We start from the raw sequence: 20,254 nt of genomic DNA, 5'->3' as shown, positions 1-20,254 counted from the left end.
AGGGCAGTCACTGTGACTGACACTGTCGACAAGGTTCCGGCGCCGTCGGTGCCGCCGGAGCAGATCAAGGCCATCCCGGTGCGCCATTACGGCCGCTGGGTGGCCGGCGCGGTGGTCATCGCGCTGCTGGTGCTGATCGGGATCGCGTTCTCCAACGCGAAGATCAACTACAGCATCATCCCGGACTACCTCACGGACGACACGATCCTGTCCGGCGTGTGGCACACGCTGTACATCTCCGTGCTCGCCATGGTGCTCGGACTCGTCCTGGGCGTCATCCTCGCGGTGATGCGGATGTCGTCGAACCCGGTCACCAGCACCGTGGCCTGGTTCTACATCTGGTTCTTCCGCGGCACTCCGGTACTGGTGCAGCTGCTCCTCTGGTACAACATCGCGCTCGTGTTCCCCATCCTCAATCTGGGGTTCTACAAGGACGAGATGAACCAGGTGATGACGCCGTTCCTGGCGGCCCTGCTGGGTCTCGGCCTGAACGAGGCCGCGTACATGTCCGAGATCGTCCGGGCCGGTATCCAGTCCGTGGACGAGGGGCAGACGGAGGCCTCGCACGCGCTGGGCATGACCCAGGGCAAGACGCTGCGACGCGTGATCCTCCCGCAGGCCATGCGGGTGATCGTGCCGCCGACCGGCAACGAGTTCATCAACATGCTGAAGACCTCGTCGCTCGCCTACGCGGTCCAGTTCAACGAACTGATCAAGCGTGCCACGGACATCTCCAGCACCTCGCTCGCGGTCGTCGAGCTCTACTTCGTGGCGTCGATCTGGTACCTGATCCTTACCAGCATCTTCAGCGTCTTCCAGTACTACCTGGAGCGCCGCTACGCCCGCGGATCGTCGCGCAACCTGCCGCCGACCCCGTTGCAGCGCCTGAAGAAGAACCTCCGTCTGTTCGGTTCCTTCCGCCGCCCGGAGGTGGCCCGATGAGCAGTCTCAGCAAGGACGTCGCCCCAAGCACGAGCGGCCGTCCGATGGTCAAGGCCGAGAGCGTGCACAAGTCCTTCGGGCTCGCGCACATCCTCAAGGGCATCGACCTGGAGGTGAACCCGCGCGAGGTGTTCTGCCTGATCGGCCCGTCCGGCTCCGGCAAGTCCACTTTCCTGCGGTGCATCAACCACCTGGAGAAGATCAGCGCTGGCCGGCTGTACGTCGATGGCCACCTGGTCGGCTACCGGCAGAGCGGCGACAAGCTCTACGAGCTGAAGGAAAAGGAAGTGGCCGCGCAGCGGCGGGACATCGGCATGGTGTTCCAGCGCTTCAACCTCTTCCCGCACATGACGGCGCTGGAGAACGTCATGGAGGCGCCCGTCCAGGTCAAGGGCGAGACCAAGGCCGTCGCCCGGGAGCGGGCGCAGCGGCTCCTCGACCGGGTCGGCCTCGGCGACCGCAAGGGCCACTACCCCGCCCAGCTCTCCGGCGGCCAGCAGCAGCGCGTCGCCATCGCCCGTGCGCTGGCGATGGAACCCAAGCTGATGCTCTTCGACGAGCCGACATCTGCTCTCGACCCGGAGCTCGTCGGCGAGGTCCTCGACGTCATGCGAGACCTGGCCGAGGACGGCATGACGATGATCGTCGTAACGCACGAGATGGGCTTCGCCCGCGAGGTCGGCGACTCGCTTGTGTTCATGGACGACGGCGTGGTGGTCGAGGCCGGCAACCCCCGTGACGTACTGACGAATCCGCAGCACGAGCGGACGCAGTCGTTCCTGTCCAAGGTGCTCTAGCGGTACGCGGAAGAAAGGGGCGGTACGGAGTTCCCGTACCGCCCCTTCTTCATGCCCGCCCGGCTACGGCAGCAGTTCCGGGTTCAGGATCAGCTTGTTCAGCTGATCCCGAGTCAGCGGCGGCGTCTTCAGCAGTGGGCCCAGCTGGCCCTTGCCCTGGAAGCCGCCGATGTCCCGCACCTGCAGGATCCTGCCGTCCGTCAGCTTCAGGGCCGCGGCGAACTCCGGGCCCCAGGTCGGATACGAAAAGGAGCCGGGCTCGGGCTCGCCCGTCTGCCAGATGCCCAGGAGGCTGCCGTCGGGCAGCTTCTGAGAGGTGCAGTCCACGCGGCCGTCCTTGGGCGCGTCCTTGCACGGACCCTCGATCCCCTTGCCGCCCGTCTTCGCCTGGACCTCCTCGCGGGTGGCCACGTGCACCGAGATGTAGCCGACGCCGCCGTCCCGGCTGACGGCGTAGTCACCGTCGTACGGCCCGACGGGCTTGGGAAGCGGGGCCTTCGGCACCTGCTTGATCAGCCGCATCAGCGAGACCTCGCTGATCTTGCCGGTCCCGGCGGGCAGCAGTTTCTCGAACCGGCCCGCCTTGGTGGTGTACTCGCCCGCGGTGGGCGCGCCGGCCACGCTCGACCCCGGGCCGTCGTTCAGCACGCCGGGTCCCAAGACCAGGCCGGTCGCGACGGCCGCCGCCGCGACGCCGGTCGCCGCCGCCACCGGACCCGCGCGGCCCGGGCGAACACGGCCTCGCTGCCGCGGCTCCTGGGCGTCGGCACCTGGTCCAGGGCCCGCCCGAGCAGCTCTCTGACGTGCTCGGTCTCGACTTCCTTCTGGTTCATGCGTATTCCTCCCGCACCGCGGCCCGCCGCGCCGCGAGCCCCCTGACCGTGTGGCTCTTGACCGTGCTCTCCCGCATCCCGAGCAGTTGGGCCGTGGCGGCCACGCTCAGGTCCTCCCAGTAGCGCAGCACCAGCACCGCACGCTGCTTGGGCGCGAGCTGCGCGAGAGCGGCCCGCACCATGAGTCCGGTGTCGCTGTCGATCAACTGCCCCGCCACGTCCGGCACTTCGCCGTACGCCTATTCGCGCCGCCAGAACCGGCGGCGCGCGGAGATGAAGGTGTTGACCAGCGTCTAGCGCGCGTAGGCCTCGAGGTTTTCGAGGCGTCCGTGCCGGCGCGCGCCGAGGACGACCTTCACCAGGGTCGTCTGCACGAGGTCCTCCGCCTCGTCGCGGTTGCCGCACAGCAGATAGGCGCTGCGGAACAGCGCCGTCCGTCTGCCCTCCACGAAGACGTGCAGAGCGGCTTCCTCGCCGCGCGTCATCCCGCCCCCTTCCCCGGCCCGCAGTCGCGGACCGTCTCACCCTTCCAGTGCGGTGGGGGGTCCCACAGGACGCGGAAGAGGCGGTACGGATTTTCCGTACCGCCTCGATCGCCGCCCCGTCGGGGTTACTTGAGGTCTCGCGGGGCCTACTTGACCGCGAGGAGAAGCGTGTCCGAGGGCGAGCACCACACCGGCCGGGCCTCCCCGAAGCCCTTCTCACGCAGCACGCGCGCGTGCCAGGCGGCGGACGGCATGTCGCCGTCGGCGTGCTCACCGTAGATCTCGTAGCGGCGGGCGGTGGGCGCGGCGAGAACGGGGTCCCCCGCGGCCAGCTCCCACCATTCGGCCCAGTCGAGGGCGCCGTTCTTCTTGGCCTGATCCATATGGGCGTGCCGCTGGGCGCGCTCGGCCGCGTTGATCCTGGGCGTCGTCTCGTCGATCATGTGGTCGGCGTTCATGAAGACACCGCCGTCGCGGACGAGTTCCGCGACCTGACCATAGAGAGCCGCGAGAGGTTCGCTGTGCAGCCAGTGCAGGGCCGTGGCAGTCAGTACGGCGTCGTACGAGTCGTACGGCAGCAGCGTGGGCCACTGCGGGTCCTTGAGGTCGGCCGTGACGAGGGAGACCCGGTCGTCGCCCTCGAAGGTGCCCTCGGCGATGGTGAGCAGCGCGGGGTCGAGGTCGAGGCCGGTGCTGGTGGCGCCGGGGAGGCGGGCGAGCAGCCGGGCCGTGATGGTGCCGGTGCCGCAGGCGAGGTCGAGGACGCGCGGCTCGGGGCCGACCAGGGCCTCGACCATGTCGAGCATCACCCGGAAGCGTTCTTCGCGGTCCGGCATGTACCACTCCTGCTGCCGGTCCCAGCTCTCCTGCCAGGCACGCCAGTCTGTTCCGGTGCTGACGGTCATGGAAGCCCCTTACTTCGCTCGCCCACGTAATACCCTGGAAGCACGATCATCTGTTACCTGACCGCAGTCACGACGATAGAGCGCCCCCGTAAGGACTACAAGTGGAACTGGCCTATTACTCGGATTACGCCGTCCGTCTCGTCAACAGCGAGGAACCGGCCCGGGGCAAGGACTCGCTGACCTCGGTCGAGGCCGTCCGCGACCTCTTCGGGGGCAACTCCTCGGCGGCCCGCCGCGCCACGGACGCGGACGTCACCCGCTTCCGCTCCGTACGGGCCCGGCTGCGGGCGGTCTTCGAAGCGGCGAACGGCGGCAACGAGACCCTCGCCGTGGACCTGCTGAACTCACTCCTCCTGGAGTTCCCGGTGAGCCCGCAGATCTCCGGGCACGACTACCGGGACGACGACGGGCGCCCCCTGTGGCACATGCACCTGGCGGACCACCCGTCGAACGCGACCGCGGGCTACGCGGCGATCGCGGCGATGGGCCTGGCCTTCCACCTGACGGAGCACGGCGTCGACCGTCTGGGCCTGTGCGAGGCGTCCCCCTGCCGCAACGCCTACCTGGACACCTCGACCAACCGCTCCCGGCGCTACTGCTCGGACCGCTGCGCGACCCGCGCCAACGTGGCGGCCTACCGCGCCCGCAAGCGCCTGGAGGCGGACCGGTCGGACAGCACGGGCCTGGCGGCCCCCACCACCCACCGGACGACGGCGACCGGCGACCGCTGATCATCCTTCAGGGGCCGGTACCGGAACCGCACCTTCCCGAGGACGAGCTCTTCGGGAACCGTGCCGTAATCAGTGCTGTCGCCACCGGCGAACGCATTGTCCCCGAGCACCCACCAGCCCCCCTCCCGCCGCTCCGCGATCCGCTTGACGACCAGCAGATCCTGCTGGAACGGATGACGCAGGACGACGACGTCACCGGGCCTGACCCGCGCCCCCCACTGCACGACGAGCCGATCCCCGTGCTGGAGCGTGGGAACCATGGACGGTCCCGTCACCTCGGCCGCCCCGAACGGCAGCACGGCCCTCCCACGCTCGGTCTCCTGCGACAGCTCCGGCATCACCGGCACCTCCCCGGTCCGATCCTCCACCAGTCCCAGTTTCACCCTGGACTTTTGTCCTAAGCCCATGGGGGCACTCGCGAAAACCGGTCTCCTACGGAGTAATGTCCCACCTGAGAAGACGATCACGAGGAAGGACAGCTCAATGCTCTCCCGCCTGTTTGCCCCCAAGGTCAAGGTCAGCGCACACTGCGACCTGCCCTGCGGTGTGTACGACCCGGCCCAGGCCCGCATCGAGGCGGAGTCGGTGAAGGCCGTCCAGGAAAAGATGGCCGGCAACGACGACCCGCACTTCCAGGCTCGCGCCACCGTCATCAAGGAGCAGCGCGCCGAGCTCGCCAAGCACCACGTGTCGGTGCTCTGGAGCGACTACTTCAAGCCCCCGCACTTCGAGAAGTACCCGGAGCTGCACCAGCTGGTCAACGACGCCCTGAAGGCCCTCTCGGCCGCCAAGGCGTCCACCGACCCGGCGACGGGCCAGAAGGCGCTGGACTACATCGCCCAGATCGACAAGATCTTCTGGGAGACCAAGAAGGCCTGATCCAGGGCCGGTTACCGGTTCGCCTTGACCGGCGAGCGGTGCACCCTCGCAGGTCAGCGAGCCTTTTGAAGGGGCTCGGCCGAACCCTCGGCCGGGCCCCTTCGGCGTTCCTCGGAGGGCGGGTTCCACCCCGCGCGGGCTCCCTGCCCCATGAACCGCCGTGAAACCGCGGCAAATCCGCGACCCCGCACGCTCCTGCCATGACAACGAACACCGCGACCGCGCACCACCCCGTCAAGACCTCACCGTCGTACGCCATCACGGCGACCGGACTGCGCAAGGCGTACGGCGAGCAGGTCGTCCTCGACGGAACCGATCTGGCTGTCGCCCAGGAGGTGACACCGGCGAGCCGCACGAGGTGCACGGATCTGCTCGGCCGCGCGGCTCACCACGCGGGCGAGCGCGCGGGCGCGCACCAGGGCCGTGTCGCCGGGACGCGCGCAGCGCGCAGCGCGGAGACCGGGTCGGCCGCCAGGTCGTCGGCGGAGCTGTCCCCCCGCGCGAGCCGGCCTCGGCGTGCGCCGGCGCGGCGGTGTGGTCGCCGTCCCGGGCCGCCGGGGAACTCGCGGCGGTGGCGAGCAGGACGGCGGAGCTGTCCACCTGTGCTCGCCCAGCGTGAGGCGGTAGCCGGTGGCGGTGTCGGCGATCAGCTCGGCGCCGGGCTGGGAACTGGCCCGTGAGACGAGGACCTGGAGCGCCTTCGTCGGATTCTCCGGCTGCTCCTCGGGCCACAGCCCTCGACCAGCCGGGCCGTGCCGCACCCGGTGCGCAGATCGTCCGCGAGCAGGGCGAGCAGGCCACGCAGCCGGGCCCGGCGACCTCCCGTCGCGACAGGACACCCGCGAGAGGAAGGTCGGCTCGGCGGTCATCCGAGTAGGTCGGCGCGCGCGGGTGCCGGGCGTGCGGGACGTGGGACCCCTCGGTGTCAGCGCCCGGGACCATCGTGTCAGTGCCAGGTGCCATCCTGGTGCGGTGACTGTTGTGGAGGACTTGGTCCGGCTGCGCCGGGCCCGCGACCGTATGGACCGCGAGTACGCGGAGCCGCTGGACATGGCCACGCTCGCGCGCTCCGCGCTGATGTCGCCGGGCCACTTCCAGCGGAGCTTTCGCGCTGCCTTCGGCGAGACTCCGTACACCTATCTCATGACCCGCCGGATCGAGCGCGCCAAAGCCCTGCTCCGACAGGGAGACATGACGGTCACCGAAGTGTGCTTCGCCGTGGGCTGCACCTCGCTCGGCTCGTTCAGCTCCCGCTTCACGGAGCTGGTCGGCGAGACCCCGAGCGCGTACCGGGCCCGCCCGCACGACCACGGCGCCCCCATCCCGTCCTGCGTGACCCGGCGCCTGACCCGCCCGGCCCGCCACCCGAACCCGGAAGCGGAACCGGGCTCACGGCTCTAGGGTCCATGTCCGGGCCGACGGACCCGACGGTCTGGGCGGCAGATCGGGGCGGCAGGCCCTAGCGTGAGGCGTATGGACGTGAAACTCTCCCAGTGCTTCATCGCCGTGGACGACCACGACAAGGCGCTCGCCTTCTACCGGGACGTGCTGGGCCTGGAGGTCCGCAACGACGTCGGGTTCGAGGGGATGCGCTGGGTCACGGTCGGCTCGCCGCTCCAGCCGGACGTGGAGATCGTCCTGGAGCCCCCCGCGGCGGACCCGAGCACCTCCCCCGCGGACAAGCAGGCCATGGCCGAACTGCTGGCCAAGGGCATCCTGCGCGGTGTCATCTTCTCCACCACCGACTGCGACGCCCTCTTCGAGCGCGTCCGCGCCTCCGGCGCCGAAGTCCTCCAGGAACCGATGGACCAGCCCTACGGAGTGCGCGACTGCGCCTTCCGCGACCCGGCGGGCAACCTCCTGCGCTTCAACGAACCCCGCGGCGGGTGAGCGACGGGACGGCCTCCGGGTCCCCGATGGACCAGAACTACCATCGGCTGATCACGACCACCGGGAGTCACCCATGCCGTCCGCCCGCCCCCGTGTCCTGTACGTCAGCGACCTGGCCTATCCGGCCAAGGGGCGCCGTTACTGCGACGAGGACATCTTTCTCACCTCGCGGCTGCGCGAGGAGTTCGATGTCGCCGTGTGTCATCCGCTGGACGCGGCGGGGTTGATGGACGGCTTCGATGTCGTTCTCGTACGCAACAGCGGGCCGGTGCTGAACTACCAGGCGCAGTACGACGCCTTCCGGGAGCGAGCGGTCGCGGACGGTGTGCGCGTGTACAACGAGCTGTCGGGGAAGGGGGACATGGCGGGGAAGGGATACCTGCTGGAGCTGACCGCCGCCGGGTATCCGGTCATCCCCACCATCGACCGCGCGGAGGACCTGGGGCGGCTGCCCGAGGTCGACACGTACGTGGTGAAGCCGAAGCTGGGGGCCGACTCCATAGGCCTTGAGTTCGTGGCGCGCGAGCGGCTCCCCGAGCTGGTGTACGGCGGCGTCCTCGTCCAGCCGCGCATCGACTTCCGCTACGAGGTGTCCTTCTACTTCGTCGACCGCGCCTTCCAGTACGCCCTGTACGCGCCCCGCCCGGACCAGCGATGGGCCCTGGAACCGTACGTGCCGACCGAGCGGGACCTGGAGTTCGCTCAGCGGTTCGTCGACTGGAACGACATCGCGTACGGGATCCAGCGCGTGGACGCCTGCCGTGCCCCCGACGGCGAGCTGCTTCTCGTCGAGCTGGAGGACCTCAACCCGTATCTGTCCCTGGACGTCCTCGCCACCGACGCCCAGGACGCCTTCGTCGCGAGCATGAAAACCTCGTTGCGCGCGCTGATCGGGCGGGAGACGGTACGAGCCGTACCGACCGTCCGACAGGGAGCGCCTCGATGACCGCACAACCGATCCGGTGGACCTACGTCTTCGTCGACCGGCCCATGAAGGAGTTCGGGCCGGCCACCGACTTCTGGACGGCGGTCACGGGGACACGGCTGTCGGAACCCCGCGGCGACCAGGGCGAGTTCGTCACCCTGCTGCACGACGGCGCCGACGCGTGCGTGAAGGCGCAGGGCGTCGATTCGGACGACGGCGGCGCGCATCTCGACCTCGCCGTCGAGGACGTACCGGCGCTGGTGGAGTCGGCGCTTCGGCTGGGCGCCACGCTCGTCGCCGACCACGAGGGGTGGGCCGTACTGCGTTCCCCCGGCGGGCAGCTGTTCTGCGCGGTGCCCTGGCACGGGGAGTCGGCCCGGCCGCCCGTGGTCGAGGGACCGAGCGGCGCGACCAGCCGGCTCGACCAGGTGTGCGTCGACCTGGCGCCGTCCGTGTACGACACCGAGATCACCTTCTGGAGCGAACTCACCGGCTGGGACTCCCACCCCGGCGCGCTCCCGGAGTTCCACCTGGTCAGGCCCCCCGCCGCCCTCCCCTTCCGCATCCTCCTGCAACGCCTCGACACCGACCGCCCCACCTCCGCCCACCTCGACATCGCCTGCTCGGACATCGAGGCGGTCCGCACCCGGCACGAGGCCCTGGGCGCCACCCTGGTCAACCGCGGCGCCCGCTGGGCGGTGATGCGGGACCCGGTCGGCGGCACGTACTGCCTGACCCCCCGCGATCCCGGGACGGGCAGCCTTCCTGAATAGAGGGTCTCGCCGCCCCCTACCTCCTCGAACGCCGGGAGCTGATTCTCAGCCCGTCCGGCGTTTGAGGACGAGCGCGAAGCGCGACAGCGGAGGTCCGGGGGCGGCAGCCCCCAGGTACGGGACGGGCAGGGGCGGAGGGGGCGACACCCACCGCGGTCACACCGACGGGCCGGGCGCGCGGGCCGCCTCCCACAGGGAGCGCTCAGTGAGGTGCACAAAAGGTTCAGGCATGCCGCGGAAACCCTACGGCTTCAGGCGTGCGGACCGCGCGTGCAAATAGCGCTGTTCGGGGAGGCTGAGGGTCTTGCGGGCCGCCGACTCGTACGCGGCGCGGGCCGCCGCCGTGTCTCCCGCGCGTTCCAACAGGTGACCGCGGACCGCGTCCAGCCGGTGTCCGGCCGCCAACTCGCCCTCCAGCGGGTCGAGTTCGGCCAGCCCCGCCCGCGGCCCGTCCACCATGGCCACCGCCACCGCGCGGTTGAGGCGCTCGACGGGACCCGGGACCCGGCGGACCAGCACGTCGTACAGGCCGAGGATCTCGCGCCAGTCCGTCGCCTGCGGGGACGGCGCCTCGTCGTGCACCGCGGCGATGGCGGCCCGGAGTTGGTAGGGCCCGGCACTCCCCCGTGACAACGACAGCGCCTGCGTCACCAGCGCCACACCCTCCTCGATCGCCGCTTTGTCCCACAGGCCGCGGTCCTGCTCGTCGAGCGGCACCAACTCGCCGTGCGGACCCGTCCGGGCGACGCGACGGGCGTCGGTCAGCAGCATCAGCGCCAGCAGGCCCGTCACCTCATGGTTCTCGGGCAGCAGCCGGTGCACCGTACGCGTCAACCGGACGGCCTCGCCCGCGAGTTCGGCCCGCCGGAGCACCGCTCCGGACGTCGCCGTATAGCCCTCGTTGAAGATCAGATAGAGGGTGTGCAGGACGGCGGGCAGCCGCTCCTCCCACTGGTCCGGGCGCCCGAAACGGACCCCCTTCACCCGCTGCTTGGCCCTGCTGATCCGCTGGGCCATCGTCGCCTCGGGCACGAGATACGCCCGGGCGATCTCCGCGGTGGTCAGACCGCCGACCGCCCGCAGGGTGAGCGCGATCTGCGCGGGCGGGGTCAGATCGGGGTGGCAGCAGAGGAAGAGGAGCGAGAGCGTGTCGTCCTCGTTCGGCGCCCGGTCCGCCCCCGGCGGCGGCGCCGTGAAGGCATCCCGGGGAGTCAGCGCCAGCGCCCTCTCCTCCCGCAGCCGCCGCGCCTCCTCACTGCGCAGGGCATCCGTCAGCCGCCGCGAGGCGACCTTGATCAGCCAGCCGCGCGGATTCTCGGGCACGCCCTTGTCGACCCACTGCCCGGCCGCCGCGAGCAGCGCCTCCTGTACGGCGTCCTCGGCGGCGTCGAAATGCCCGTACCGGCGTACGAGAGCGCCGAGGACCTGCGGCGCGTGCCGGCGCAGCAGATCCTCGACCTCGATGCTCATGCCGGTCAGATGTCCCCGGCGCCGTCCATGATGGGCCGGATGACGACCGGGTAGTCGGTGGCACCCTCCGGGCAGGGGCACCGCGTGACGCGCTCGGCGATCTCGGTGACCCGCTCCAGGCTCGCGCACTCCAGCACCCAGTAGCCGGCCATCAGCTCCTTGGTCTCGCTGTACGGGCCATCGGTGATCACGGCCTTGCCGTCCTTGCCCAGGGCGACCAGCCGGGTCTGTGCCGGCTCGGCCAGCCCCTGCCCGTCGATCAGCTCACCGGTCTCCGACAGGTCGTCGTTGATCGCGCCCATGTACGCGTACATGGCCTGCAGTTCCTGCTCGGTCCAGGCCGGGGCCTGCGCGGACGCCTTGCCGCGCATGCCCTCGTAGTCGGCCTGCGTGCCCTGCACCATCACCAGGTACTTCATGAGTCCGCTCCTTCGGCTCCCGCCGCCCTCGGTGGGCGGCTCTCACAGGAGACGTCGGAGCCGACCCTCCATTCTCTACACGGCCGCGCGCGTTCGGTCAGGATTTCTCCGTGACCGGCTCCTCCGGCTCGCCCGGGGACTCCTCCACGTGCTCGCCGACGTACGCCGCGCACTTCGGATTCCGGCAGGGCCCTGGTCGCCAGAGGGGGACCCAAGCGCCCAGGGTCTTGTGACGCCGTACCACCGTGGCGACCGGCTGCCCGCATTCGGGACATACTTGCTCATCGGTGCCCATGCCTTCAGGGTAGGACGGCGGGGGCTTCAGCGCTTCCTGCCGTACGTCCGCACGAGGACCCCGTTCTTGAACACCCGCACCTCGTCGAGCGCGAACTCGGCGACGTCGAACCCGGAGCCGAACATCGGCATGCCGGAACCCAGCACCACCGGGTAGGTCTTGATGACGAGCTCGTCCACCTCGTCGATCAGCGCGCCCGCGAGCTGCGCGCCGCCGCACAGATAGATACCGAACTCGCCGTCCTCCGCCTTGAGTTCGCGGACCTTGCCGACGACATCGTCCGCGACGATCTCCACATGCGGGTCGGGCGACTCCTCGATGCTGCGCGAGGCGACGTACTCGCGCAGATGGGCGTAGGGGCTGGTGACGCCGGCGTCCAGCGCCAGGTCGTAGCTGGCACGGCCCTGGATGATCGTGTCGAAGTGCCGGTTCTCCAAGTCGTCGATGCCGAGCGGGCGGCGGCCGTGGGTCGGCAGTGTCTCCGGGTACTCCGCCTTGAGGAAGTCCTCGAAGTACTCCTCGTCGACGAACGGTATGAAGAACTGCGCGTCGCCGTCCGGGGCTCCGATGAAACCGTCGATCGAGCAGGCGATGAAGTACGTGAGCTTGCGCAAGCGGGTCTCTTTTCGTAGGCAGCGCGTTCACGGGCGTCCGTGGCGGTGGATGACCACGGCCGAACCACTTCAGTTATAGTGCTTCACTTGTAGTGGTTACAAGGGGTTAAGAGCAGCAACTGAAAACGACCCAAAAACGACTGCGACCCAAAAGCGACTGAAGCAACGAGTCGGAGGAAGCCCCGATGGCAAGCAACCCGGAGCGCAGAGCGGCCCTCGTCGACGCGGCCGCGGAGGTGCTGGCGCGTGAGGGGGCACGCGGGCTGACGTTCCGCGCCGTGGACGCCGAGGCGGCCGTGCCGGTAGGCACCTCGTCGAACTACTTCACCGACCGCGACGACCTGCTGAACCAGGTCGACGCCCACCTCCACCAGCGCCTGGCCCCCGACCCGGCCGTGCTCGCCGAGTTGCTGAAGGGACCGAAGGACCGCTCCCTGGTGCTGGAGTTCATGCGCGACCTGCTGGCCCGCGCGACCCGTGACCGCACGGGCCATCTCGCCCTCTTCGAGATGCGCCTGGAGGCCACCCGCCGCCCCGCCCTGCGCGCCTCGTACACCAAGTCAGTACGCGGCGATCTGGAGCAGGGCATGGAGTTCCATCGGGACGCCGGGCTGCCCGGCGGCGACGAGACCGTGACGGTGCTCTATCTCGCCATGCTCGGGCTGCTCCTGGAACACCTGACACTGCCCGGGGTGCTGGACGGCGTACTGCGGGGAGTCGCCGTCCCGGACGAGCTGCTCGAACGGATCGTGACGACGATCGTCCCGGAGGGCTGAGCGGCTCCGGGAACGCACCCGCGCTTCTCCGGAGCCGCTCAGCCCTCCCGCCCGGGCCGCGGCTCGCGCCACATGGGCCACATCTGCGGCCCGTCCGGCAGATCGAGGGGACGCCCGACAGCGGCGAATCCGAGACGCTCGTACAGCTTGCGGCTGCGGGCGTTGCTCGCCTCCAGATACGCGGGCAGGCCCTCACGATCGCAGCGGTCGAGGACCGACTGGATGAGCGCGGTACCCAGACCCTCGCCCTGCCGCTCAGGCGCCACGGCGATCATCCACAGGTATTCGTGGTCGCGGCCCGCGGGATGGACGTCCGCCGTGAGCCGCCCGATCAGCTCGACACGCTCGTTCCCCGGGTCGACGGCCTCGCGCAGCTGCGCAGGTCCGTCCTCGTCACCGTGCTCCTCGGCGGGAACGGACAGCCACAGCGCACACGCCACACCGTCTTCGGCCACATCGACCCGCCCCTCGGCGAGCACGACATCAAGAAACCCGGCCATCAATTTGTGGTGCGTAGCCCGGCGGTGCGCTTCGTCCGGGAAGACCCACCCACTCACCGGATCGTCCAGAAAGGCCGCATCGAGCAGCCGGACGACCAGCTCCCGGTCCCGCTCGCCCGCCGTACGGATCGCCACGCCCATGTGCCCGCCCCTTCGCCCCAACCGACCTTGATCGTATGGCGGTTGAAGCGTAACCGGTGGGGGCTGACCTCTTCAGCCCCACCGGCACCATCGAGCCGGTCCGGCGTCCGAGGTCGAGTCGGCGGCGTGCCCTGCCCCACCCACCGCGCCTGGCCTCCCCACCCCGGTCGGCGCTCGTTCTTTGGCCCGTCCGGCGTTTGAGGACGGGGCCGTCAAGGCCGAAGCGGGGGGTCTGGGGGGCGGCAGCCCCCCAGGTACGGGACGGGTAGGGGCGGAGGGGGCGAAAAAGAACGGGCCCCGCACACCGTGGGGATGTGCGGGACCCGCCCGGCCGGAGCCCGGCGCCGTACGGAGGTCAGGTGCCGTAGGGAACCGGAGGCTCCGGGGTCCTCGACCGGCGCGCCAAGCCGGTCAGTTGCTGCGCCGCGTCACGAACTCCGCCAGCGCGAGGAGCCCACCCGCCGCCTCCGGATCGGGCACCGCCCGGGACAGCTCATGCATCGCCCGGGACATCCGCTCGGCCGCCTGGTCCTGTGCCCAGTCGCGGCCCCCCGCCCGCTCGACGGCGAGGACCGTACGCTCCAACTCCCCCTCTTCGTAGGGCACTCCGTACAGCTCGGCCAGTTCACCGGCCGCCGGCGTGCCCGAGGCGAGCGCGGCAACCACGGGCAGCGACTTCTTGCGGGCGATGAGATCCGCCCCGACCGGCTTGCCGGTACGGCTCGGGTCCCCCCAGATCCCGATCACGTCGTCGATCAGCTGGAACGCGAGCCCGGCCTCCCGGCCGAACGCGTCCAACGCCTCGACGTCCTCCTCGTCCGCCCCCGCGTACAGCGCCCCGAGCGCACAGGCGCAGCCGAGCAGCGCGCCCGTCTTCGCCTCGGCCATGGCGAGGCACTCGTCGAGCGTGACCTCGTCGGGGCCGCGCTTCTCCATGGCCGTGTCCGCGTGCTGTCCCGCGCACAGCTCGACCACGCAGGACGCGAGCCGGGCGGCGGACGCCGAGGACGCCGGGTGCGGGTCCTCGGCGAGCAGCCGCTGGGCCAGCGCCTGCAGGGCGTCCCCGGCGAGGATCGCGTCGGCGTCGCCGAACACGGTCCACGCGGTGGGGCGGTGCCTGCGGGTGGTGTCCCGGTCCATGACGTCGTCGTGCAGCAGGGTGAAGTTGTGGATCAACTCCACGGCGGCGGCCGCCCGCACGGCCGTCGCATGCTGTCCGCCGAGCGCCCGGACCGCGGTCAGCACGAGCGCGGGCCGGATCGCCTTGCCCGCGTTGCCCGCCGCCGGAGTGCCGTCCGCGTGCTCCCAGCCGAAGTGGTAGAGCGCGATCCGGCGCATCGAGCCGGGCAGCGACTCGATGGCCCTGCGCAGCTCGGGGTCGACCGACGCCCGGGCACGCTCCAGGATGCCCGCCGCTTCCTGCCCCTCGAGCGGGCCGGGTGGCCCCTTCCTGTCCATGGGCCTCCCGATGGGGCTCAGCCTGTGCAGGATCTCGGTCGGGCTCTGTGTCGTCTCCGTCATGAAGTCACCCGTGAACTCACCCATGAACAACTCACCCATGGAATCGCCTCGGAGAGTCTGCGGACGGTGGCGCTTCCGCGGCCGCTGGGCGCGTACCCCCTCGATGTACCCGCCCCGAAGGGCGGGAACACGGCGACCGCCGGCTCGCGGAAGGTCACCGCCAGCGGCCGATCTCGACGTTCTCCAGGATGCCGAGGGCGTCCGGCACGAGCACCGCGGCCGAGTAGTACGCCGTCACCAGGTAGGAGATGATCGCCTGCTCGTTGATGCCCATGAAGCGCACCGACAGGCTCGGCTCGATCTCGTCCGGGATGCCCGCCTGCTGGAGCCCGATCACGCCCTGCTCGGCCTCGCCGGTACGCATGGCGATGATCGAGGTCGTACGGGTGTCGCTGACCGGGATCTTGTTGCACGGGAAGAGTGGCACCCCTCGCCAGGTCGGGATGCGGTTGCCCGCGATCTCGATGCTCTCGGGGACGAGTCCGCGCTTGTTGCACTCGCGGCCGAACGCGGAGATCGCGCGCGGGTGGGCGAGGAACAGCTTGGTGCCGCGCCTGCGGCTGAGCAGTTCGTCAAGGTCGTCGGGGCTGGGGACGCCGTCGTGCGGTTGCAGCCGCTGGTCGTACTCGCAGTTGTTGAGCAGTCCGAACTCACGGTTGTTGATGAGCTCGTGCTCCTGGCGTTCCTTCAATGCCTCCACGGTGAGCCGCAGTTGCTGCTCGGTCTGGTTCATGGGCTGGTTGTAGAGGTCGGCCACGCGCGTGTGCAGGCGCAGTACGGTCTGGGCGATGCTCAGTTCGTACTCGCGCGGTGCGGCGTCGTAGTCGACGAAGGTGCCGGGGATGTCCGGCTCTCCGGTGTGGCCGGCGGAGAGGTCGATCTCCTTCTCTCCGTACTTGTTGGTCCGCTGCTCCGGAATCGCACGCAGCTCCTGGAGGTGGGTGCGCAGGGACTCGGCGCGTTCCGCGACCTGCTCGAGGTCCTGGCGGGGCAGTGTGAGCACGGTGACCGCGGTGACCGCGCGGGCGGTGTACTCCCAGATGGCGTCCGGGTCGATGAGCGCCTGCTCCCCGAAGTAAGCGCCGTCGGCGAGGACACCGAGCACCGCGTCGTCCCCGTAGGGGCCCGTGCCGATCTTCTCGACCTTGCCGTGCGCGAGCAGGAACACCTCGTCGGCCTGGCTGCCGAACGAGGCGAGCACTTCCCCTGGTGCGAACTCCCGCTGCTGGCAGCGCTGGGCGAGCTCGCCGAGCACCTCCTGATCCTCGTACGACCGCAGTACGGACAGCTCGCCGAGCTCCGCGGGGATGACCTGGACGCGGTCACCGGTCTTCACGAACGTCACGCGGCCGTCGCCCACGGAGTAGCTGAGCCGCCGGTTCACGCGGTACGTGCCACCCTGCACGTTCACCCACGGCAGCATGCGCAGCAGCCATCGTGAGCTGATCTCCTGCATCTGGGGTGCGGACTTGGTGGTGGTGGCCAGGTTCCGCGCGGCGGATGTGCCGAGACTCTGCTGCGGCCTGCCCTGCTCCGCGCGGACCTCTTCGCCTACCGACATGAAAATTGCCCTCCCGGTCGTGCACTGATCTGCGGGGACAAGCCTTCCATCACGGAGCGTGCCGGTGCTATTACACGAATGAGCGGGAATGGATCAACCGCGAGTGGGCACGCAGCTGCATTCTGTCCAGGGAACTTCAAGATCCGGCCAACCGTTCGCCCTTTGACGGACAACGACAGGAGACGGCAGTGGCAGGCTTCCTGGACCGTGCGAAAGAACAGGCACAGCGCGGCCTCACACAGGGCAAGCAGAAGATCGACGAGGTGCAGGCGCAGCGCGCCGGCGGCGACCTCCTCAAGAAACTGGGCGCGGCGTACTACGCGGAGCGGCGTGGCAGCGGCTCCCCCGAGGCGACCCAACAGGCCCTGCAGGCCCTGGAGAGCCACATAGCGACGCACGGGGACGCGTTCCTGCGCGCCTGACCGGCCCACTCCGCTCCTGACCGGATCGGCTCGCACGCTGTGCGAACGAGTAGGCCCGGCCGCCCGATCACGGGTACAAGCTGCGGTACGAGACGGCCGCGACAGGTGGCCGGCGTGCAGCGCGAAGGAGGCGGCCATGGCCCCACCCATGTCCGCGGGCACTTTCCTGGACCGGCTCAGGGAGGCAGGCGTCACCGTCGTCGAGGTCGGCGACTGGGAGCATCACAACCGCAATCACAAGGGCCCGTGGGGTCCGGTGTACGGCGTGATGATCCACCACACGGTGACCTCGGGCAGCGAGCGCACGGTCGAGATCTGCCGCGACGGCTACCCGGGGCTGCCCGGGCCGCTGTGCCACGGCGTCATCACCAAGGACGGCGTCCTTCACCTCGTCGGCTACGGGAGGGCCAATCACGCGGGCCTGGGCGACGACGACGTTCTGCGCGCGGTGATCGCGGAGAAGGCGCTACCGCACGACAACGAGGCGAACACCGACGGCAACCGCCACTTCTACGGCTTCGAGTGCGAGAACCTCGGCGACGGAAAGGACCCCTGGCCCGAGGCCCAACTGGACACCATCGAGAAGGTCTCCGCCGCGATCTGCCGCCACCACGGCTGGACGGAACGCTCGGTCATCGGCCACTTGGAGTGGCAGCCGGGAAAGGTGGACCCCAGAGGATTCACGATGGACTCCATGCGGAAGCGCATCCGCGACCGTCTGAAGTGACGAGCGGGCACGGGTGGCTGCCCCGCCCCCGGACAGATGCCCGACAATGGCGGGGTGACCAGCCCTGACGCCCCCGACGCTCCCGAAGCGCTCGGCCCGACCGCCCTGCGGCCGCGACTCCCCTCGCCGCTGCGCGAGGCCGCGGACGAGCGCTTCGCCCGCCATGGCGTCCGGCTGCTGCTCAAGCGGGACGATCTGATCCACCCGGAGCTGACCGGCAACAAGTGGCGGAAGCTGATCCCGAACCTGGAGGCGGCGGCCGGCCGTACGGTGGTCACCTTCGGCGGGGCGTACTCGAACCATCTGCGCGCCACGGCCGCCGCGGGCCGCCTCCTGGGCCTGCCCACGCTGGGCGTGATCCGCGGCCAGGAGCTGGCCGACCACCCCCTCAACCCCTCGCTCGCCCGGTGCGCGGCCGACGGCATGCGGCTGCACTTCATCGACAGATCGACATACCGCCGCAAAGCGGAGCCGGAGACGCTGGCCGGGATCCTGCGCACGGTGGGCGCCGAGAACGCGTACATCGTGCCCGAGGGCGGCAGCAACTCCCTCGCCGTACGCGGCTGTCAGGCGCTCGGCGAGGAGCTGTGCGGCCACGACGGCGTCGACGTGGCCGCACTCGCCTGCGGCACCGGCGGCACCCTCGCGGGCCTGGCCGCGGGGCTCGGCCCCGACCAGCGCGCCCTCGGCTTCCCCGTCCTCAAGGGCGGCTTTCTGAGCGCCGACATACAGGCCCTCCAGCAGGCCGCCTTCGGCACCCGCCGCGGCACCTGGTCCCTCGACGACCGCTTCCACTTCGGCGGCTACGCCCGCACCACCCCCGAACTCGACACCTTCGCCGAGGACTTCGAGCACCGCCACGGTCTGCCTGTCGAACGTCTCTATGTCGCCAAGATGCTGTACGGACTTGTCGCCCTGGCGGATGAGGGCGCGTTCCCGCGCGGGACGACGGTGGCGGCGGTGATCACCGGAGCGCCCTTCCCGGAGTCGGGCTCGGAACCTCAGGCCGCTTCCCGATAGGCCGCCGCCTCCTCCAGGTCCAGTCGGCGCAGCAGGATCCGCAGCATCTCGTCGTCGATGTAGCGCAGGTCGCGGAGCTTCACGAAGACCTCGCGTTCGGCGCCGATCATCTCGCGCGACAGCCGGCGGTAGGTGTCGTCGGCGGTCTCGCCGGTGACCGGGTTGAGGGCGCCGAGGCGCTCCCAGACGGCGTTGCGGCGCCGTTCCAGGACGGAGCGCAGGCGGTCGGCGAGCGGCGGGGGCAGGGCATTGCGCTCGTCGCTGAGGAGTTCGTCGAGGCGTTGTTCGGCGGCCCGGGAGGCCTGCGCCTGGGCGTTGGCCTCGGCGAGCGTCTCGGCCTGCAGGTCGCGTCCCGGCAGCTTCAGGAGGCGGATCAGCGGGGGCAGCGTGAGCCCCTGCACGACCAGCGTCCCGATGACGGTCGTGAAGGTCAGGAAGAGGATCAGATTGCGATCGGGAAAGGCCCCTCCGTCGTGCACGGTGAGCGGGATGGAGAAGGCGATGGCGAGCGAGACCACGCCCCGCATACCGGCCCAGCTGATGACGAACGGCGCCTTCCAGGTGGGGTTCTTCTCGCGCCCCCGAATCCGCGCCGACAACAGCCGCGGCAGGAACGTCGTCGGATACACCCACAGGAACCGGGCCGCGACCACCACGAGGAAGAGGACCACCGCATACCAGGCGGCATTGGTGCCCTCGTACTCCCCGAGCCCCTTGAGGACGACCGGCAGCTGCAGTCCGATCAGAGCGAACACCGCCGACTCCAGAATGAAGGCGACCATCTTCCACACCGCCTCCTCCTGGAGCCGGGTCGCGAAATCCACCTCCCAGGAGCGGTGTCCGAGGTAGAGGGCGACGACGACGACCGCGAGCACCCCGGAGGCCTTCACCTGCTCGGCGACCCCGTACGCGACGAAGGGGATCAACAAGGAGAGGGTGTTCTGGAGAAGCGCCTCCTTCAGGTGCGTGCGCAACCAGTGCAGCGGCAGCATCAGGACGAGCCCGACGGCCACGCCGCCGACCGCCGCGATCAGGAACTCGCGGACGCCGCCCGCCCAGGTCGCGCCCTCACCGACCGCCGCGGCGAGCGCCACCTTGTAGGCGGTGATCGCGGTCGCGTCGTTCACCAGGGACTCGCCCTGCAGGATCGTGGTGATCCGCGAGGGCAGCCCCACCCGGCGCGCCACCGCCGTCGCCGCGACCGCGTCCGGCGGTGCCACCACCGCCCCCAGGACCAGCGCCGCGGTCAACGGCATGCTCGGCACGATCAGATACGCGGCCCAGCCGACCACGAGGGTCGCGAAGAGGACGTACCCGACCGACAACAGCGCGACGGGCCGCAGTTGCGCCCGCAGATCGAGGTACGAGCTGTCGGTGGCCGCCGTATACAGCAGCGGGGGAAGCAGCAGCGGGAGCACGACCTCGGGGTCGAGCTCGTAGGGGGGCACCCCGGGGACGTACGAGACCGCCAGGCCCACCGCGACGAGCAGGAGCGGCGCGGGAACCGGGGTGCGGCGGGCGGCCCCGGCGACCGCCGCGCTGCCCGCGACCAGCAACAGCAGTGGCAAAACGTGCATCGTCTTTCGCCCGCCCTCGTTTTCGCGCGGCTTCCCGCACACCCGACGTAA

General features: G+C 70.2%; 24 protein-coding genes and 1 pseudogene. 13 read left to right on the top strand and 12 right to left on the bottom strand.

Annotated elements, in window-relative coordinates; all coding sequences use genetic code 11:
- Positions 1 to 12 precede the first annotated feature (12 nt).
- Positions 13 to 942, top strand: a complete 930-nt coding sequence (locus AB5J53_RS32250; RefSeq protein WP_369249122.1) for an amino acid ABC transporter permease — start codon at positions 13 to 15, stop codon at positions 940 to 942.
- Complete coding sequence (locus tag AB5J53_RS32245; protein ID WP_369249121.1) at positions 939 to 1,739, top strand: amino acid ABC transporter ATP-binding protein; 801 nt, start codon at positions 939 to 941, stop codon at positions 1,737 to 1,739. Before AB5J53_RS32250 ends, AB5J53_RS32245 begins: the two co-directional genes overlap by 4 nt.
- A gap of 63 nt (positions 1,740 to 1,802) precedes the next feature.
- On the opposite strand, the gene AB5J53_RS32240 is transcribed toward AB5J53_RS32245, so the two are convergent.
- The 3 genes and pseudogenes from AB5J53_RS32240 to AB5J53_RS32230 all read right to left on the bottom strand — a co-directional run bounded on the left by AB5J53_RS32240 (position 1,803) and on the right by AB5J53_RS32230 (position 3,962).
- Complete coding sequence (locus AB5J53_RS32240; RefSeq protein ID WP_369249120.1) at positions 1,803 to 2,450, bottom strand: hypothetical protein; 648 nt, start codon at positions 2,448 to 2,450, stop codon at positions 1,803 to 1,805.
- Positions 2,451 to 2,568: 118 nt separating this feature from the next.
- A pseudogene (locus tag AB5J53_RS32235) lies at positions 2,569 to 3,057 on the bottom strand (sigma-70 family RNA polymerase sigma factor).
- Positions 3,058 to 3,203: 146 nt separating this feature from the next.
- Complete coding sequence (locus tag AB5J53_RS32230; protein WP_369249119.1) at positions 3,204 to 3,962, bottom strand: trans-aconitate 2-methyltransferase; 759 nt, start codon at positions 3,960 to 3,962, stop codon at positions 3,204 to 3,206.
- A gap of 101 nt (positions 3,963 to 4,063) precedes the next feature.
- Here AB5J53_RS32230 and AB5J53_RS32225 point away from each other — a divergent pair, with 101 nt between their 5' ends.
- On the top strand, positions 4,064 to 4,693 hold the full coding sequence (locus AB5J53_RS32225) for an ABATE domain-containing protein (protein ID WP_369249118.1): 630 nt from the start codon (positions 4,064 to 4,066) through the stop codon (positions 4,691 to 4,693).
- Here AB5J53_RS32225 and sodX read toward each other — a convergent pair.
- On the bottom strand, positions 4,597 to 5,031 hold the full coding sequence (gene sodX / locus AB5J53_RS32220) for a nickel-type superoxide dismutase maturation protease (protein ID WP_369252611.1): 435 nt from the start codon (positions 5,029 to 5,031) through the stop codon (positions 4,597 to 4,599). The genes AB5J53_RS32225 and sodX overlap by 97 nt on opposite strands.
- Before the next feature lie 145 nt (positions 5,032 to 5,176).
- Between sodX and sodN the strand changes: the two genes are divergently transcribed.
- The 6 genes from sodN to AB5J53_RS32190 all read left to right on the top strand — a co-directional run bounded on the left by sodN (position 5,177) and on the right by AB5J53_RS32190 (position 9,160).
- On the top strand, positions 5,177 to 5,572 hold the full coding sequence (gene sodN / locus AB5J53_RS32215; RefSeq protein WP_023546844.1) for a superoxide dismutase, Ni: 396 nt from the start codon (positions 5,177 to 5,179) through the stop codon (positions 5,570 to 5,572).
- Between the two features lie 200 nt (positions 5,573 to 5,772).
- A complete protein-coding gene (locus AB5J53_RS32210) occupies positions 5,773 to 6,252 on the top strand; it encodes a hypothetical protein (RefSeq protein WP_369249117.1) in 480 nt (159 codons plus the stop codon).
- A 340-nt stretch (positions 6,253 to 6,592) separates the two neighbouring features.
- Positions 6,593 to 6,973, top strand: a complete 381-nt coding sequence (locus AB5J53_RS32205; RefSeq protein WP_369252609.1) for a helix-turn-helix transcriptional regulator — start codon at positions 6,593 to 6,595, stop codon at positions 6,971 to 6,973.
- 72 nt (positions 6,974 to 7,045) lie between these two features.
- Positions 7,046 to 7,462: a VOC family protein gene (locus AB5J53_RS32200; RefSeq protein ID WP_369249116.1), complete on the top strand. Its 417-nt coding sequence runs from the start codon at positions 7,046 to 7,048 to the stop codon at positions 7,460 to 7,462.
- Positions 7,463 to 7,535: 73 nt separating this feature from the next.
- On the top strand, positions 7,536 to 8,408 hold the full coding sequence (locus AB5J53_RS32195) for a hypothetical protein (RefSeq protein ID WP_369249115.1): 873 nt from the start codon (positions 7,536 to 7,538) through the stop codon (positions 8,406 to 8,408).
- A complete protein-coding gene (locus AB5J53_RS32190; protein ID WP_369249114.1) occupies positions 8,405 to 9,160 on the top strand; it encodes a VOC family protein in 756 nt (251 codons plus the stop codon). Before AB5J53_RS32195 ends, AB5J53_RS32190 begins: the two co-directional genes overlap by 4 nt.
- Before the next feature lie 243 nt (positions 9,161 to 9,403).
- On the opposite strand, the gene AB5J53_RS32185 is transcribed toward AB5J53_RS32190, so the two are convergent.
- From AB5J53_RS32185 to AB5J53_RS32170, 4 genes are all read right to left on the bottom strand, one after another.
- Positions 9,404 to 10,630, bottom strand: coding sequence for an RNA polymerase sigma factor (locus AB5J53_RS32185; RefSeq protein ID WP_369249113.1), 1,227 nt, complete (start codon positions 10,628 to 10,630; stop codon positions 9,404 to 9,406).
- 5 nt (positions 10,631 to 10,635) lie between these two features.
- On the bottom strand, positions 10,636 to 11,049 hold the full coding sequence (locus AB5J53_RS32180) for a YciI family protein (protein ID WP_369249112.1): 414 nt from the start codon (positions 11,047 to 11,049) through the stop codon (positions 10,636 to 10,638).
- A gap of 97 nt (positions 11,050 to 11,146) precedes the next feature.
- Positions 11,147 to 11,344 carry a hypothetical protein gene (locus tag AB5J53_RS32175; protein ID WP_369249111.1) on the bottom strand — a complete coding sequence of 66 codons (198 nt, stop codon included), beginning with the start codon at positions 11,342 to 11,344 and terminating at the stop codon, positions 11,147 to 11,149.
- Positions 11,345 to 11,370: 26 nt separating this feature from the next.
- Positions 11,371 to 11,958, bottom strand: a complete 588-nt coding sequence (locus AB5J53_RS32170; protein ID WP_369249110.1) for a dihydrofolate reductase family protein — start codon at positions 11,956 to 11,958, stop codon at positions 11,371 to 11,373.
- A 185-nt stretch (positions 11,959 to 12,143) separates the two neighbouring features.
- Here AB5J53_RS32170 and AB5J53_RS32165 point away from each other — a divergent pair, with 185 nt between their 5' ends.
- Positions 12,144 to 12,734: a TetR/AcrR family transcriptional regulator gene (locus AB5J53_RS32165; RefSeq protein ID WP_369249109.1), complete on the top strand. Its 591-nt coding sequence runs from the start codon at positions 12,144 to 12,146 to the stop codon at positions 12,732 to 12,734.
- Between the two features lie 38 nt (positions 12,735 to 12,772).
- Here the strand turns inward: AB5J53_RS32165 and AB5J53_RS32160 are convergent, their stop codons facing one another.
- From AB5J53_RS32160 to AB5J53_RS32150, 3 genes are all read right to left on the bottom strand, one after another.
- Positions 12,773 to 13,375, bottom strand: a complete 603-nt coding sequence (locus AB5J53_RS32160; protein ID WP_369249108.1) for a GNAT family N-acetyltransferase — start codon at positions 13,373 to 13,375, stop codon at positions 12,773 to 12,775.
- A gap of 411 nt (positions 13,376 to 13,786) precedes the next feature.
- A complete protein-coding gene (locus tag AB5J53_RS32155; RefSeq protein WP_369252607.1) occupies positions 13,787 to 14,833 on the bottom strand; it encodes a family 2 encapsulin nanocompartment cargo protein polyprenyl transferase in 1,047 nt (348 codons plus the stop codon).
- 217 nt (positions 14,834 to 15,050) lie between these two features.
- Entirely contained in the window at positions 15,051 to 16,457 is a 1,407-nt protein-coding gene (locus AB5J53_RS32150) for a family 2B encapsulin nanocompartment shell protein (RefSeq protein WP_369249107.1), read from the bottom strand.
- A 188-nt stretch (positions 16,458 to 16,645) separates the two neighbouring features.
- Between AB5J53_RS32150 and AB5J53_RS32145 the strand changes: the two genes are divergently transcribed.
- The 3 genes from AB5J53_RS32145 to AB5J53_RS32135 all read left to right on the top strand — a co-directional run bounded on the left by AB5J53_RS32145 (position 16,646) and on the right by AB5J53_RS32135 (position 18,626).
- Positions 16,646 to 16,879 (top strand): hypothetical protein, encoded by a 234-nt coding sequence (locus AB5J53_RS32145; protein WP_369249106.1) that lies wholly within the window; start codon positions 16,646 to 16,648, stop codon positions 16,877 to 16,879.
- A gap of 136 nt (positions 16,880 to 17,015) precedes the next feature.
- Positions 17,016 to 17,606: an N-acetylmuramoyl-L-alanine amidase gene (locus AB5J53_RS32140; RefSeq protein ID WP_369249105.1), complete on the top strand. Its 591-nt coding sequence runs from the start codon at positions 17,016 to 17,018 to the stop codon at positions 17,604 to 17,606.
- A 36-nt stretch (positions 17,607 to 17,642) separates the two neighbouring features.
- Positions 17,643 to 18,626: a 1-aminocyclopropane-1-carboxylate deaminase/D-cysteine desulfhydrase gene (locus AB5J53_RS32135; RefSeq protein ID WP_369249104.1), complete on the top strand. Its 984-nt coding sequence runs from the start codon at positions 17,643 to 17,645 to the stop codon at positions 18,624 to 18,626.
- On the opposite strand, the gene AB5J53_RS32130 is transcribed toward AB5J53_RS32135, so the two are convergent.
- Complete coding sequence (locus AB5J53_RS32130) at positions 18,608 to 20,203, bottom strand: Na+/H+ antiporter (protein ID WP_369249103.1); 1,596 nt, start codon at positions 20,201 to 20,203, stop codon at positions 18,608 to 18,610. The genes AB5J53_RS32135 and AB5J53_RS32130 overlap by 19 nt on opposite strands.
- Between the last annotated feature and the right edge of the window lie 51 nt (positions 20,204 to 20,254).

Origin of the sequence: Streptomyces sp. R41 (assembly GCF_041053055.1) — a bacterium.
Taxonomy (GTDB): Bacteria; Actinomycetota; Actinomycetes; order Streptomycetales; family Streptomycetaceae; genus Streptomyces.
The sequence above is the reverse complement of the archived record's forward strand: the minus strand, read 5'-3'. Positions and strand labels throughout refer to the sequence as shown.